The 15242-nt window shown below is 71.5% G+C and carries 9 protein-coding genes; 5 read left to right on the top strand and 4 right to left on the bottom strand.

The window, feature by feature from the left end; translation table 11 throughout:
* Positions 1-38 precede the first annotated feature (38 nt).
* On the bottom strand, positions 39-1019 hold the full coding sequence (locus D7Y21_RS10005; protein WP_121712787.1) for a ChaN family lipoprotein: 981 nt from the start codon (positions 1017-1019) through the stop codon (positions 39-41).
* A 361-nt stretch (positions 1020-1380) separates the two neighbouring features.
* Here D7Y21_RS10005 and D7Y21_RS10000 point away from each other — a divergent pair, with 361 nt between their 5' ends.
* Positions 1381-4359: an ATP-binding protein gene (locus D7Y21_RS10000; protein WP_199735391.1), complete on the top strand. Its 2979-nt coding sequence runs from the start codon at positions 1381-1383 to the stop codon at positions 4357-4359.
* 275 nt (positions 4360-4634) lie between these two features.
* Here D7Y21_RS10000 and D7Y21_RS09995 read toward each other — a convergent pair whose 3' ends face one another.
* Both D7Y21_RS09995 and D7Y21_RS09990 read right to left on the bottom strand, forming a co-directional pair.
* On the bottom strand, positions 4635-5135 hold the full coding sequence (locus D7Y21_RS09995) for a hypothetical protein (protein WP_121712783.1): 501 nt from the start codon (positions 5133-5135) through the stop codon (positions 4635-4637).
* 88 nt (positions 5136-5223) lie between these two features.
* Complete coding sequence (locus tag D7Y21_RS09990; protein ID WP_120564848.1) at positions 5224-7251, bottom strand: YgiQ family radical SAM protein; 2028 nt, start codon at positions 7249-7251, stop codon at positions 5224-5226.
* A 349-nt stretch (positions 7252-7600) separates the two neighbouring features.
* Between D7Y21_RS09990 and D7Y21_RS09985 the strand changes: the two genes are divergently transcribed.
* Both D7Y21_RS09985 and D7Y21_RS09980 read left to right on the top strand, forming a co-directional pair.
* Entirely contained in the window at positions 7601-8749 is a 1149-nt protein-coding gene (locus D7Y21_RS09985) for a hypothetical protein (protein WP_120564847.1), read from the top strand.
* A 216-nt stretch (positions 8750-8965) separates the two neighbouring features.
* Entirely contained in the window at positions 8966-12823 is a 3858-nt protein-coding gene (locus D7Y21_RS09980) for an AAA family ATPase (RefSeq protein WP_121712781.1), read from the top strand.
* A 20-nt stretch (positions 12824-12843) separates the two neighbouring features.
* On the opposite strand, the gene D7Y21_RS09975 is transcribed toward D7Y21_RS09980, so the two are convergent.
* Positions 12844-13119: a hypothetical protein gene (locus D7Y21_RS09975; RefSeq protein ID WP_120564845.1), complete on the bottom strand. Its 276-nt coding sequence runs from the start codon at positions 13117-13119 to the stop codon at positions 12844-12846.
* Between the two features lie 335 nt (positions 13120-13454).
* Here D7Y21_RS09975 and D7Y21_RS09970 point away from each other — a divergent pair, with 335 nt between their 5' ends.
* Positions 13455-14249 (top strand): alpha/beta fold hydrolase, encoded by a 795-nt coding sequence (locus D7Y21_RS09970; protein ID WP_121712779.1) that lies wholly within the window; start codon positions 13455-13457, stop codon positions 14247-14249.
* Between the two features lie 84 nt (positions 14250-14333).
* The gene (locus tag D7Y21_RS09965; protein WP_121712777.1) at positions 14334-15233 is read left to right on the top strand and encodes a DUF459 domain-containing protein; all 900 of its coding nucleotides are present in this window, start codon (positions 14334-14336) and stop codon (positions 15231-15233) included.
* The last annotated feature ends 9 nt before the right edge of the window (positions 15234-15242 follow it).

The following is a 15242-nucleotide window of genomic DNA, read 5'->3' as shown; positions in this document are numbered from 1 at the left end:
TTGCGGAAACGTACCACCGGGGTCTGACACTCGCGGTGCTAGGGCTTCTTGTTGCGCTCCCGCAGCGCCTTGCACGGGTCGTCCTCCGGCATGGCCGGCGTGAACCAGACGTAGTCGTAGGGCAGGGTGGTGGCGCCAACGACAGCCGCGTAATCCTGGGGGTTCAGCGCCTCCGGTGACACCTCCAGCAGCGCCACGCTCAGCACCGTGACGTCCTTCACGCGGCGCTCCAGGTGCGCGGGGACGCCCCGGTCCTTCCGGACGTGCCCGTTGCCGGTGATGAGGACCACGCCGTCCGCGGGCACGGTCTCCAGCAGCCGGTCCGCCATCATCGCGTCGCGCGCCCGCTGCGCCAGCGCCATGGGCTCCAGCATCTCCTGGGGGAGCTGTCCGCAGTGCGAGCGGTCCAACTCCTCACGGACCGCCTTCGCCTCCGCTTCGGGCACGGGCGCCTCCAACCCCAGGCGCGAGCGCAGGTCGGAAGGAAGCGCGTCCGGCCCCTTCATCACCAGCTCCCGCACCTGCGCGCGGGGCAGGTTGGCGGCGACGATGGGCAGGCGCGCCTGGAGGCCCGCAGCGAACACGGGCTCGTAGAGGCTGAACGCGGGCCAGCCGCTATGGGCCCAGTCCACCGCCTTCGCCAGGCCCTCCACGTCCTCTGGATGGGCCTTCAGCGCCGCGTCCACGGCGGGCTGCTGCGTGACGTCCAGCATCTCGAAGGCGAGCGCGGGACGCTGACCGGAGTCCGTCCTCGCGCGCACCAGCTCCGCCTGGAGCCGGTGATGGTCCGGGTGGTCGTGCCGTTCACCCAGGAGCACGAAGCGCGCGGGCACCACCGCCGCGCGCAGGGCGCTCTCGTCCACGAAGCGGCCTCCCGCCACGTCCCAGATTCGCCCCACCAGCGGGTGGTCCCGGTGCAGCGTCGTGGCCCACTCCCGCGCGGGAGGAGGGGAGGTCTGCTGCCTGCTGGCACAGCCGAGGGACAGCGCGAGGACGAGGGCGAATGAGGTTCGCGTCATCCCTTCATCTCACCCAGACCGCGCGGGGATTGCCCGTGTGAAAGCGGCGAGGCCCTCGCTCTCGGACACTGCGTCCGGAGAGCCCACCGGCGGTGGCCCGCCTGCTCCCATGGGGAATCAGTGGGCAGGTTCGAAGCCTCTCCGCTGAGAAGCCCTGCTCGGTAGGCGACGGAAAGGGCCGTCTGGCGGACTCCGGCGTTGAAGTGGGGAGACCGGCTGGCTACGTCCACACCAGGCCACCTCGTCCACGCGTCCCGCACCCCTCGAGCCTCCCCTGAGCCGTCCGACGAACGTACAGAACGCGGCGCAACCGGCGGCAGACGCAGGGGCCGCGCCGCGTCTCGAGGGATGGCTGGCGACGTTGCGCGGCGGCAGCGTGATGGGGCGGCTCATCCTGGAGCGGGACTGGTCCGGGACCCCGCTGGGCCCCATCGCGTCGTGGCCTTCGACGCTGCGCACCCTGGTGAGCATGTGTCTGACGACGCGCTTCCCCATGTTCATCTACTGGGGGCCGGAGCGCGTGCAGCTCTACAACGACGCGGGCATTCCCATCATGGGCGCCAAGCACCCGGACCATGCACTGGGGCCGCTGCGCGACGTCTTCCCGGAGCTGTGGCACCAGCTGGGGAGCATGTTCGACGAGCTGGAGCGCACGAAGCAGGCGAACTGGGCGGAGAGCCAGTCGCTGCCCATCCAGCGGGGCGGCTCCGCCGAGGAGGCCTACTTCACCTGGTCCTACACCCCGGTGCTGGATGACGACGGCAAGGTGGTGGGCTTCTACACGCCGGCCCTGGAGACGACGGGGCAGGTCCTGGGGCAGCGGCGTTTGCGCACGCTGCACCTCCTCACCCAGCGAGCCGGCGGCGCGGGCTCCGTGGAGGAGGCGTGCCGGGCCGGCCTGAACGCGCTGGCGGAGAACCCCGCGGACCTGCCCTTCACGTGGCTCTACGTCACGGACGTGGACGGGGCACGGGCCTCGCTCGTGGGCTCCACTGGCATGGGCGCCCGGAGCGAGGCGGTGCCCGCGCACGTCGACCTGCGCGCGCCGGAAGATGGAGGACTCGCGGGAGGGCTCCTGGCTCCGGTGGCGGGCACGCGTCAGGCCGTGCGGGTGGACGACGTGAACGGGTGGCTCGGAGCACCGCTTCCGCCGGAGGCCGAGGCGCCGCCCCGGCCCGCCCTGGTGCTGCCGCTGCCGCACGCGGAAGGGGACCGCGACCTGGGCTTCCTGGTGGTGGGCCTGAGCCCCTTCCTGAACCCCTCGGGCGAATACCGGGGCTTCCTGGAGCTGGTGGCGGGGGCCCTGGCCACGGCCGCCTCCAGCGCTTGCGCACGGCAGGAGGCCGTGGATCGGATGGAGCGGCTCGCGGCGTTGGACCGGGCCAAGACGGCCTTCTTCAGCAACGTGAGCCACGAGTTCCGCACGCCCCTGACGCTGATGCTCGGGCCCGTGGAGGACGCGCTGTCTGACACGGCGGAGCCGCTGGCGCCGCGTCTGGCGGAGCGGCTGTCCCTGGTCCAGCGCAACGCCACCCGGCTGCTCAAGCTGGTCAACACGCTGCTCGACTTCACCCGGGCGGAGGCCGGACGCGTACGCGCGGCCTTCCAGCCCACGGACCTGTCCGCCTTCACCGCGGAGCTGGTGAGCCAGTTCGAGTCCATCGCGAAGCGCGCGCAGCTCACCCTCACGCTCGACCTGCCGCCCCTGGCGGAGCCCGTCTGGGTGGACCGCGAGATGTGGGAGAAGGTTGTCTTCAACCTGCTCTCCAACTCGATGAAGTTCACCTTCGAGGGCGGCGTCCACGTCCGGCTGCGCGCGGAGGAGGGCAGGGCGCGGCTGACGGTCCGGGACACCGGCAGCGGCATCCCGGAGGCGGAGCTGCCGCACATCTTCGAGCGCTTCCACCGCGTGGAGAACGCCCGCTCGCGCAGCCACGAGGGCAGCGGCATTGGCCTGAGCCTGGTGCAGGAGCTGACGAAGCTGCACGGCGGCACCGTGGGCGTGAAGAGCGTGCCGGAGCAGGGCACGACCTTCTGTGTCGCGGTGCCCCTGGGCAACGGCCACCTGCCGCGCGAGCAGCTCGTCCCCGAGGGAAGGGGTCCCTCGCACTCCGTCGCGCGGAGCGCCTCCGCCTACGTCGAGGAGATCCGCGGATGGCTGTCGCCGACGGGCCAGGAGGATGGGGCGCGAACGTCGGAAGGAGTGAGGGCCACCCCGCTGCTGCCACCCATGTCCGCCAGGGTGCTGGTGGTGGACGACAACGCGGACCTGCGCACGTACATCACGGGGCTGTTGGACGCGTCGGTGACGGTGGAGACGGCGGAGGACGGTTATGCCGCGCTCCAGGCCATCCGCGCGCGCCCGCCCGACCTGGTGCTGAGCGACGTGATGATGCCGCGCCTGGGCGGCTTCGGCCTGCTGCGCGAGCTGCGCGCGGATCCCCGGCTGCGGGCCATCCCGTTCGTCCTCTTGTCAGCGCGCGCGGGCGAGGAGGCCTCCGTGGAGGGCCTGGAGGCAGGCGCGGATGACTATCTGGTGAAGCCCTTCTCCGCGCGCGAGCTGGCGGCGCGGGTGCGCACCCAGCTGGAGATGGCGCGGGTGCGCCGGGAGGTGGCGGAGCTGTCGGCGCGTGAGGCGGGGCTGCAGGACGCGGTGCGCGCGCGGGACGAATTCCTGTCGGTGGTGAGCCACGAATTGAAGACGCCGCTGGCGGGCTTCCGGCTCCAGTTGGATCTCATCGAGCGGGGCCTGGGGCCGGACGCGCACGCCCGGTTGGGCGAGCGGCTCCTGTTCACGCGGCGGCAGGTGCACCGTCTGGCCACGGTGGTGGAGACGCTGCTCGACATGTCCCTGCTGTCCTCGGGGCCGGTGCACCTGAAGGCGGAGGACGTGGACCTCGCCGCGTTGGTAACGGAGGAGGTGGCCCAGGCGCGGGAGGAATTGTGCCGGGAGGGCTGCGAGGTGACCTTGCGCGTCGCGGGTCCGGTGCGCGGCCGGTTCGACAGGGCGCGCCTGGAGCAGGTGGTGCAGGGCCTGCTGTCCAACGCGTTGAAGTACGGACCGGGCAAGCCGGTGGAGGTGCACGTGGAGCAGGTGGGCCCGCGCGCGCGCCTGACGGTGGTGGACCACGGCATGGGCGTGCGCCCCGAGGACCGCGAGCGCATCTGGGAGCGCTTCGAGCGCGCGGTGTCCGTGCGCAACTTCGGAGGGCTGGGCCTGGGCTTGTGGATCGCCCGCCAGGTGGTGGAGGCCCACGGCGGCAGCGTCGGCCTGTCCGAGACGCCAGGGGGCGGCGCCACCTTCACGGTGTCACTGCCCCTGGACGGCCCGCGCTCCTGACAGGTCGTCACTTCGCTTCGGGAGCGAACGCGTCGACTGGTACGGCGCCAGTGCACGCGACGATCGTGCCGGGCCCAGCTTCGCCCGTGCATTCCGAGATCCTGAGCAGAGGATTGTTTGGGTAATTCCGGTTGCAGGGTTTGGCGGGAGTGCATCCACAGACAAAGGGATTCGGTATGTCTTCGCGGCGGCCCTGAAGCAGCAAGGCCCGCACTCTCCGTGGAGGAGAGGCGGGCCCTGTGTCTGGCTTTGACTGTCTGACTGCGGGGAGTCCGCTACTTGGAATCCACCACCAGCACCATCCACCGGTCGGTGGCGTGGTCGATGCGCAGGTTGGCGGCACCGGCCTCCTGGAGCTGCTGCACCACGCGCTCCAGGAACTGGAGCTGCTCCGCCGTCGCGTCCACGAACACGTTGCGCGCGCCCGGGCCCTTCGCCTTCGGCTTCTTCGCCGGCGCCGCACCCGCGTGCAGCTCCGGGGCCGCCGCGGCCTTCAGCAGCGTCCCCGCGTCCTCCGCCGTCACCTCGGACCGCTCGTCCTGCACGTCCACGTCCTGCTCCTCCTTGGGGGCGGCGACCGGAGCGGCGGGCTGCGAGGACAGCTCCTTCTTCGCCTGTTCGCGCAGCTCGTTGAAGGTGCGCAGGTTGATGGTGGCGCCGAAGCGGTCCTTGAAGCTCTCCAGGGCGTCCTGGCGGCTCAGGTCGGGCTGGTTGCGGAAGAGGTCGAGCAGGAACGCGTGACGCTCCTGCGACTGCTCCTGGGAAGTCCTGGGCATGGTGGTGTGGCTCCGGCGGTGTGGCCGCTCGTGAAAGGCGGCGCACCCTATACCCGAGCCTCCCCCCGGAACGAAAGCCGGGGGCCTGCTACCGCCCGCGCGGGCCCGGACGCGGCGTGCGGCCCCCACCCCGAGTCCCGGACGGACGCGGCTGCGCAGGACGGGGCCACGCATTCGTCGCCAGGCCCTCCTCCGCATTCGAGCCCTCCGAGGCACGGCGCAGGCGCGCGGCCTCCGCGGCGGACTCCGGCGGCACCAACGCGTTCGGCCCCCGTCCAATCAGGTCCGCGCGCCCCGCCAGCTTCAGCGCCTCGCGCGCCAGCGGCCAGTGCTCCGGGTTCCAGTAGAGCAGGAGCGCCTTCTGCAGCCGCTTCTCCCGCAGGCCCTTCGCCGTGTACACGGGCTCCATCTTCAGCGGGTCCAGGCCCGTGTAATACATGGCCGTCGCCACCGACATGGGCGTGGGGATGAAGTCCTGCACCTGGCGGGGCCGCTTGCCCTTCTCCTTCAGCCACTGCGCCAGCATCACCATGTCCTCCAGCGTGGAGCCGGGGTGGCCGCTGATGAAGTAGGCGATGTCGTACTGCTCCTTGCCCGCGTCCTCGCTGGCGCACGCGAACATGTGCTGGAAGCGCTCGAAGCTCTCGATGCCGGGCTTCTTCATCTTCTCCAGCACGCGCGGCGACACGTGCTCCGGCGCCACGGACAGCTGGCCGCCCACGTGGTGCGCCGCCAGCTCCTTCACGTACTCCGGCGAGCGCTCCGCCAGGTCGTATCTCACGCCGCTCGCGATGAAGACGTGCTTGATGCCCGGCTCCTCGCGCACCTGCTTCATCAGCGAGATGAGCGGCCCGTGGTCCGTCTGGAGGTTCTCGCACACGCCCGGGTGCACGCAGGACAGCTTGCGGCAGCGGCTTTCAATGTCCTCGCTCTTGCACTTGAGCTTGTACATGTTCGCCGTGGGCCCACCCAGGTCCGTAATCGTCCCCCGGAAGTCCCCCATGCGCCGCACCTCGCGCACCTCGCGCAGCACGCTCTGCGCGGAGCGGCTCTGGATGACGCGCCCCTCGTGCTCCGTGATGGAGCAGAAGGTGCAGCCGCCAAAGCACCCGCGCATCAGCACCACCGAGTGCTTCACCGTCTCGTAGGCGGGGATGGGCTCCTTGTACATGGGGTGCGGCACGCGGTTGAGCTTCAGGTCATACAGCTCGTCCATGGCCACCGTGGCCGTGTCCCCGGGCTTCTGTCCGGCGCCGTCCTCCAGCGGCCGGGCGGGCGGGTTCATGTAGATGGCGCGGTTGCCGTGGCGCTGCGCGATGGCGCGCGCGTTGCCGGGGTTGGTCTCCATCTGGAAGTCCCGGCTCATCACCGCGAAGGCGCGCGTGTCCGCCACCACCTCCTCGTAGGAGGGCAGCACCACCACCTTGTCGTGGTCCGCCGCGCGCTTCGCCGGGTCCGCCTCCAGGGCCTTCATCGCCGCGTCGTTGATGAGGTGCGCGGTGCCCCGGATGTCCTTCAGGTCCTCGATGCGCTCGCCCCGGTGGAGCCGGTCGGCGATCTCCCAGATGGGCCGCTCGCCCATGCCGAACACCAGCAGGTCCGCCTTGGCGTCGAAGAGGATGGAGCGGCGCACCTTCTCGCTCCAGTAGTCGAAGTGCGCGATGCGCCGCAGGCTGGCCTCGATGCCGCCCAGCACGATGGGCACGTCCGGGAAGGCCTCTCGGCAGCGCTGCGCGTAGACGATGGAGGCCCGGTCCGGCCGGCAGTTGGTGCGTCCACCCGGGCTGTACTGGTCCTCCGAGCGGTTCTTCTTCTGGGCCGTCAGCCGGTTGAGCATCGAGTCCAGGTTGCCCGCCGCCACCCCGAAGAAGAGCCGGGGCGCCCCCAGCGCCTTGAAGGGCTCCGCCGAGTGCCAGTCAGGCTGGGGGATGAGCCCCACCTTGAAGCCCCGCCCCTCCAGGAAGCGCGCGATGAGCACCGGCCCGAAGGCCGGGTGGTCCACGTAGGCGTCGCCGCTCACGATGATGATGTCGCATTGCTCCCACCCCCGGGCCTGCATGTCGGCGCGGGTGACGGGTAGGAACGGGTGGGCGTAGCGCGGGGTGATGGAGGCCATGGGCTGGGTTCCCCCTCAACAGTGGGGAGGGCCCAACCAACCCCATCAGGGCGGGCGCTGTCCACTGCGACGGCCGCCTGCCCTCCTGAGCCCCGAGGGACCGGCAACCCGTCAGGTCGTCCAAACCCAGACACGGAGTGCGCCGTTTCTCGCCTCCTTGCAAAGACAGACAGCAGGGTCATTGGGGCGCCAACGGGGTGTCTATGTATACCTGGACCTGGGTACATGTTTGCCCGTATTGCTAGAAAAATCCGTTTGTGGCAGAGAATAGTCCGCGGGCCTGGCTGTCATTGTCTGGCGTCAGGCCGCTCCCCCCATCCCGGTCCCGCCCATCTCATTGGAGAGAGTCATGTCCCTGCGCCGTCCGTTGTCCCTGTTCGCGTCCCTGCTGATGCTGGGTGGCTGTGGTACCGAAACCCTGGAGGAGGGCGCGGCTCCAGGCCAGTCCAAGGCCGCGCTGCACACGGGCATCGACCTGGCGGTCAGCGGGTTGGGCGTGACGTGTGATGACGGGCAGGTGGCGACGGTGACGGGCACCATCGTCAACGAGGCGCCCACGGGCATCGACCCGTCGGTGGCGGGCATCTACGCGGGGGACCCGGCCGAGGGCGGCACGCTGCTGGCGACGGTGAACGTGCCCTGGCTGGTAGGCAAGGAGCGCTACGCGTTCGAGACGGCGGTGCAGGTGCCGGAGGGCACGCAGAAACTGTTCGTGGTCGCGGACGCGTTCAACTTCTTCCCGGAGGACAGCGAGGAGAACAACACCGGCTCGGTGACGCTGGCTCCTGGAGGTGGCTGTCTGGTGAACCAGGCACCGGTGGCGCTGTGCAAGAACGTGACGGTGGCGGCGAACGCGTCGTGCTCGGCGGCGGCGTCCATCGACGATGGTTCGTATGATCCGGATGGCTTCCCGCAGCCGCTGAGCCTCACGTCTAGCCCGGCGGGTCAGTACCCGGTGGGCACGACGCCGGTGACGCTCACGGTGTCGGACGGAATGGACTCGGCCACGTGCTCGGCCACGGTGACGGTGGTGGACGCGACGGCGCCGGTGGCCGGGGCGAGCAAGAACCTGGTGCTGGCCCGCACCCTGGGCGCCGACTACAAGACGGTCACGCTGGCGGACTGCGCGCAGCCGGCGGCGGACACCTGCGGCGGGACGCTGGACCTGCAGCAGTCGGCCTCCATCATCCGCGTGGAGTCGGATGAGTCCGAGGACGCGCTGTTCAGCCTGGCCCTCTTCAAGTGCCAGGACATCAAGCTGAGCGCGGACCGCAAGTCCGCGCAGCTGCGCGCGGAGTCCAGCCTGCTGGGCAACGGCCGCGTCTACACGATGGTGTACTCGGTGGCGGACGCGTCCGGTAACGCGACCATCGGCACCTGCAAGGTGAAGGTGCCCAGCCCCCTGGGCATCCTCTCCGTGGGCCTGGGGCCCAACTACTGCCAGGGCGAGGGTTGCCCGGCGGGCACGGGCAACGGGCTGCTCTGCCCGCTGCTGTAGTCCCCGCGGAGGTCCAAGGCGGTGAATGACGGCCCGGGTCCGCGAGTGTGCGCGGCCCGGGCTGTCGTGCGTGAAGGGGCCAGGGCTTCACCCCTGGTGCAGGCGTGCGAGGGGCCCCCGCGTGCGTTGACGCAGATCGCTGCCTCCCCTAGCTTGGCCGGCTTCCCGGCGCCGCCGCTTCCGAAGTGAGGAAGGGCCTCGCCGCGAGCACCCCGTATGATGCGCAGGACGGACGAGGAGTCGGGTCAGGGGGAGGCGCCGCGGGACGAGCGTGCTCCGGATGACCTCATGCCCGTGCTCCGCGTGGAGTACGACACCGACGTCCAGGCGGGACACGCCGCGCCCGTGCTCCGGGTCCGCTCGTCGTGGCCGCCGCAGGAGTCGGAGGACCTCGCGCCCGCGCCGAAGGTGACGGAGGTGAAGGGCAGGGCGTCCGCGAAGGCGAGGACGCTGACCTTCCGGGAGCTGGACTCCGCGGCGCTGGCCTCCATGCCAGCCTCCCACCGCGTGAACCGCGCAATGCCCGCGCGTCCCGCCGTGCAGGGTGACGCTGCCAGCGCCGATGCGGAGCCCGTCGCCACTGACGCGTCGATGGACGCCGTCGAGGACAGGCCTCAGCGTCCGGTCGACGCTGGCACCGCCACGGCGAAATCCGCCGCGTCCCGTGCGCCGAACAACGAGGCGCTGGTGACGCCCGGCGTAGGCCCCTTCGACGCGGACGTCGCTTCGGGAGCGTCGAAAGGCCGCGCTCCGAAGCCACCCGCGCCGGACCTCATCCGCGTGGACGACGTGGCCGACGCGCGTCCCCCGGAAGAAGCACCGGCTCGCGACGTGTCCGCCTCCGGTGACGTCACCCCCGCGGAACGCGAGGCCATGCAGGCCGCCGTGTCCTCCGGGCGCCGCCGGGAACAGTGGGTCGCCCCCGCCTATCTTCCGGAGGACCTGCGCGACGCGCTGGTGGCCGAGCGCAGCCAGTACCGCGCGCAGCGGATCCAGGAGGCCCGCGAGGTGGGCCTGGCCGGGCCGGGCGTGCTGGGGCTCGTGCCTGTTCCCGCCGCGGATCCGGACTGGTCCGGTGGCTCGCTGCTCGGCTTCCTGGGCGAGGAGCTGGTCTTCGCCGGGAACATCGTCCACCTGGACTTCGAGTCCGGCCGCGTCTTCGCCTCCTCCGACTCCGGCGAGGACCTGGACCGCCGCGTCCTCTCCTGCGAGCGCTGGTGCTACCGGCCCTACGACTTCGCGGAGGCCCTGTGCGCCGCCGCGGCCGCCTACGAGGACCGCGTCACCGACCTCACCAACGCCCTGGCGCGCGCGAAGGGTGAACTCCTCCCGTCCACCCCGTCCCCCCGCGACGCGGAGCTCATCCCCGTGGACCGGCTGTGGCGCCAGCCGTGGGGCAGCATCTGGGGCCCTCCTGGCACCGGCAAGACAACCGCCGTCGCGGACCTCATCGCCCGCGCCCTGCGCGCCTGGCCGAACGAGCGCATCCTCGCGGTGGCCCCCACCAACCGCGCCGCGGACGAGCTGGTGATGCGCGTCAGCGCCCTGCTGGAGCGCGACCCCATCCCCCTGCGCCCCCTGGCCCGCAGCATCTTCCGCGGTGGCACCGGCGCCAGCGAGTCCCTCCACAAGTTGCCCACCGTGGCGCTGGAGGAGAACAAGACGAGCAAGCTGCTCAACACCATCCAGCAGCGCGAGCGCGAGCTCACCGTGGAGCGCTCCCGAGGCGGGCCCGCGCCGGAGCTCGCCCGCATGCAGGCGGAGCTGCGCACGCTGCGCGGCCGCGTGAAGGACCCCACGCTCAAGGAGGCGGAGAAGGGCGAAAGCCCCCTCATGGTCCTCACCGTGCACCGCGCCCTGCGGCTGGTGTCGGAGCTGGAAGGCGAGGAGACCTTCCAGCGGCTCGTGGTGGACGAGGCCGGCATGGTGACACGCGCGGCGACGGCGCTGCTGGCCCCGCTGGCCCGGCAGGTGACGCTCGCGGGTGACCCCAAGCAGATTGGCCCCGTGAGCCGCGCGGCGGAAGGGGCGGGGAAGGGCACCCAGACGTGGCTGCGCGCCAGCGCCCTGTCCCACCTGGAGGACGCGGTGAAGGACGCGGAGCGCCCGGACGTGCTGCTGCTGCGCACCCAGCACCGCATGCACCCGGACATCGCGAAGGTGGTGAGCCACTTCTGCTACGGCGGCGCGCTGGAGGACGGCGACATCGTGAAGGACCGGGCCCAGAAGCCCGCGCCCGTGCCCGCCTTCCCATCCCGCGCGATGTGGCTGGTGTTGGATGGCCTGAGCCGCGACACCCGCCGCCTCACGCACGGCCGGGGCGAGACGGGCTCCGGCTACCAGCGCGAGCTGTCCGCGGAGCTCGCCGTGACGCTGGCCCGCCAGGCCGTGCGCCTGGGCCTCACGGTGCTGTGCGTGACGCCCTACCGCGCGCAGGCGGCGCTCCTGCGCAAGCTGGGCAACGCGGCGGGGCTGCGCCACGACATGTTCAGCGCCTCCACCATCCACCGCCAGCAGGGCACCCAGTACGACGTGGTGATGGTGGACACGGTGGCCGGTGGCCGGCCCTTCCCGCCGCATACGCTGGTGCCCATCCTCAACGTCGCCGCCAGCCGCGCGAAGGAATACCTGCTGGTGCTCGCCTCACGCGCGGAGGCCCGCGCCTCACCCGTGCCCGCGCGCTTCCTGTCGCTGCTCCCGCGCGTGCGCGTCCACGCCGGCACGCCGCCGAAGCTGGAGCTGCTCGCCACCCAGCCGCGGCCTCCTCCTCCGCCCCCGCCGCCGCTGGTGCCCGTGGGCCTGGGCGGTGAGATCGCGGGCGGCAAGGACACGGGCCCCCTCTTCACGCAGGAGCAGGTGTCCCTCTTCGAGCGCCGCTTCGACGACGGCCACCACCTGGTGCGCGGCGTGGCCGGCAGCGGCAAGACATACGTGCTGGCGCACTGGGCCGCGCGCTACCTGCTGGAGAACCCGCGCGCCCGGGTGCTGGTGTCCTTCTACAACCGCTCGCTCGCGCCGCTCGTGGACAAGCTGCTCATGGAGGCGCTCGCCGTGCGCGCGGGCCCGGATCAGGTCCGGCCGCTCAGGGCCCAGGTGACGGTGAAGCACGTGGGCGCGCTCCGGCGCCTGGAGCCCCACGCCTTCGACGCCGTCTTCGTGGACGAGGCGCAGGACATGGACGCCAAGGGCCTGGCGGCCCTGCACACGCTGGTGCGCCCCATCATGGGCGAGGACGGCCGCGAGTCCCGCTGCTTCCAGCTGTTCATGGACGACTCACAGAACGTCTATGGCCAGGTGCCCATCGACAGCTTGAAGGAGCAGCTCCCCGAAGGGCTGTCCTTCCGCGGCCGCACCCGCGTGCTCAAGGAGACCTTCCGCGCCACGCGCGACATCCTCGACGTGGCCTTCAACGTGGTGCTGGACCCGTTGCGCCAGCACCGCGTCACCGACCCCGGTATGCGCGAGTACATGAAGGCCGGAGAGCTGGCCCGCGAGCGGCTCCTGTGGCTGCCGGAGGAGACGCTGGAAGGCCTCTACCGCGTGCAGTCCACCGAGCGCGGCGGCGTGCTGCCCCAGGTGAAGGACTTCGCCTCCAGCACCAGCGAGGCGCGCTGGGTGGCGAAGGAGATCGCCCGGCTCGTGCGCGAGGAGGGCGTCCACCCCAGCGACATCCTGGTGGTGGCGCCGGTGATGCCCGCGTCGTTCACGGACGCGCTGCGCAAGGCGGGCGTGCCCGCGGAGGCCTACGGCGGCAAGGGCGGCCGGGACGTGACGGACTTCCGGGTGAGCGGCGTGGACCACGTGCGCGCCACCACGGTGTTCTCATGCAAGGGCCACGAGTGCCCCGTCGTCTTCTTCGCGGGACTGGAGGCCCTGGACTCCATCGAGGCGTGGATGGCGGGTGCGCGCCAGCGCAGTGAGCGCGAGAACGAACGCATCCGCCGCGCGATGTTCTACGTGGGGGCCACCCGCGCGATGAAGCGCCAGTACCTCACCGGCGTGCGTGGGGGCCGCTTCCTGCAGGTGGCCGCGTCCTACGTGGAGACGCTGTCCGGCCACCGCCCGGCGCCCTGAAACACAGGGCGCGGGACTTGTTACATCCGCCAGCCGCCGGGGACGCCGGCACTCTTGCCGAACGCCGGCTGCGCGTACACCTCACGGAAGCGCGCGCGCAGCAGGTCGAACGTCTGCTGGAGATCCGGCGCCGCGGCGCGCGTGTCCGGCAGCTGTCCGCCCATCCGCGAGAAGCAGCGGCTCATGGCGCCATCCAGCCACTGCGCCACGGAGGCGGTGTCCTGGTCCTGAAGCCGCTCGAACACGGACAGGGCGCGCTCCAGCGTCTCGCCGACCAGCTCCGTGGAGTCGACCACACTCCCAGCGCAAAGCTTCGCGGCCCGAACCTCCAGGGCCGGACGATGCTTGCGAACAAACTCCCCGAAGGCATGCAGATTCACGGTGACCATTCTTAACCCCTCGCCCCCACGCTGTCAGAACGCCGGCCGCGAAAATCCTTGGCTTCCGGACACCGTGAATCGTGTCGGTGGAAAAGGGTGGTGGGATGAATCATGTATCACTCTCCGTCATGGCAAGCGAGGGACCGGGAGCACTTCCCTCGGGTCGTGGGTCGTGCGGGCCACCCGGTGGGAGCGGGCAGACCCAGGGGGCCTGCGTTGTTCTTTGGCGCGTTTCAAGGAAAGCGAGAGACATGCGGCGCACGGTGGAGCTGACGGACATGCCAGGGAATGACGAGGGGCCCCGTGTCCTCTTGTTGCCCGGGCTGGGTGCGCGTGGATCGGGCTTTCGTGAACTGGCCCTGCGGCTGACGGACGTGGCGCGTCCCGTCATGGTCGAGTACCCGGAAGGCGGGCATGCCGCGTGTGGCGCGAGGGCCCTGGCGGAGCAGGTGCTGCGCGTCACGGGGAAGGTGGACGCGGTGGTGGCCAGCTCCTTTGGCGGCATGGTGGCGGCGCACCTGGCCGCGGGAGGCGCGACGCGCGGTGTAGCGTTTCTTGGGGCGTTCACCCGCACCGAGCACGTGGGGCCTCGCGGAAGACTCATCGCGATGATGGGACCCATCGCGGTGCTGGGACGTCCCGGACGCGTCGCGGCGTCGCTGGCGGCGTGGCGCCCGGTGGCCTCCCATCAGGTGGCGGACGTGGTGCCCACCACGATGCTGGAGCGGCTGACGACGCTGCGGCGCGCGTTCTCCATCCACGCCGAGCCGCCGCCGCCGGACCTGCGCCCGCTGAACGTGCCGTGTCTTTGCATCCAGGGTGACCGCGACGTGCTGGTGCCGCCGTCCTCGCTGGAGCGATTGGCCGCGTCGCTGCCGGAGGGCACGCCCCTGCACCTGCTGCGCGGGGCGGGACACGTGCCCTATTTCTCACACCCTGAGGAGTGCGCGCGGCTGCTCACGCCGTGGCTCCAGGCGCTCGCGCCCGCGGGGCTCGCGGTGCTGACGGCCCGGGGGCTCGGGGCGGATGTGGGAAGCGCGGCTTGACAAGGGCGCGCGCGGGCAACGGATCCACCCGCCCGGCGGGGGGGTGTACGGATGCGGGCGCGGGAAGTAGCTTCGCCTCCGCCGATGTCGACCCGTCCTCTTCGCGCGCTCCTCTTCCTGGCGTTCCTGTCCACGGCGGCACAGGCCGCCGCGGACTCCGCCCCCGGGCTGAATACCTCGCCCGTGCTGCCCACCGCTCCGGCCCAGGCCGCCGCTCCGGCGCCCGCGCCCCGCCGCACCGTGTTGCTGTTGGGTGACAGCCTCATCGCCACGGGCTTCGGGGAGTACCTCCAGAACCAGCTCGCCGCGCACCCTCGCATCCGCTGCGAGCGCCGCGCGAAGTCGTCCACGGGCCTCGCGCGCCCGGACTTCTTCGACTGGCTGGAGGTCGGCCAGCAGGAGGTGCAGCAGCACCAGCCGGACGTCGTGGTGGTCATCCTGGGCGGCAACGACGGGCAGGCCCTGCACACGCGGCAGGGACGCGCCACCGTGGCCTGGGGCAAGCCGGACTGGCAGGGCGAATACCGCCAGCGGCTGACGGAGTTCGTCACGGCCATCTCCGCGCCGGGCCGCAAGATCGTCTGGCTGGAGCTGCCCGCCACGGGCCGCCAGCGCTTCGAGCAGAAGCTCGCGGTGATCCGCGACCTGCAGCGGGAGGTCATCGCCGCGCGCGGGGACGCCGTGCACCTGGACACGCGGCCCTACTTCACCGACGCGCGCGGCAAGGCGCTGAAGCAGGCCCGCGTGGAGGGCTTCCGCAAGCCCATGCGCCTGCGCATGACGGACGGCGTGCACTTCACCGTGGCCGGCGGGCGCTACTTCGCGAACAAGGTGTACCCGGAGGTGCTGGGCGTGCTGGGCCTGGAGCACCCGGAGCCAGAGGAGCAGCACACCACGCGCCCCGCCGCCGCGAAGGTGAAGCCGGCGATGCAGGCCCTTGCTCCGGTAGCCCCGGCGGCTCCGGAAGCTCTCACGAAGCCGTAGCGGCCCTCC

The organism is Corallococcus sp. AB045, from assembly GCF_003668895.1.
GTDB lineage: Bacteria > Myxococcota > Myxococcia > Myxococcales > Myxococcaceae > Corallococcus > Corallococcus coralloides.
This window is presented reverse-complemented; position numbering and strand designations above follow the sequence as displayed.

Coding starts and splice junctions, on each gene's coding strand:
- D7Y21_RS09970 (WP_121712779.1), top strand. CDS start 13,455: ATGCGGCGCACGGTGGAGCTGACGGACATGCCAGGGAATGACGAGGGG.
- D7Y21_RS09985 (WP_120564847.1), top strand. CDS start 7,601: ATGTCCCTGCGCCGTCCGTTGTCCCTGTTCGCGTCCCTGCTGATGCTG.
- D7Y21_RS09965 (WP_121712777.1), top strand. CDS start 14,334: ATGTCGACCCGTCCTCTTCGCGCGCTCCTCTTCCTGGCGTTCCTGTCC.
- D7Y21_RS09980 (WP_121712781.1), top strand. CDS start 8,966: ATGATGCGCAGGACGGACGAGGAGTCGGGTCAGGGGGAGGCGCCGCGG.
- D7Y21_RS10005 (WP_121712787.1), bottom strand. CDS start 1,019: ATGACGCGAACCTCATTCGCCCTCGTCCTCGCGCTGTCCCTCGGCTGT.
- D7Y21_RS09995 (WP_121712783.1), bottom strand. CDS start 5,135: ATGCCCAGGACTTCCCAGGAGCAGTCGCAGGAGCGTCACGCGTTCCTG.
- D7Y21_RS09990 (WP_120564848.1), bottom strand. CDS start 7,251: ATGGCCTCCATCACCCCGCGCTACGCCCACCCGTTCCTACCCGTCACC.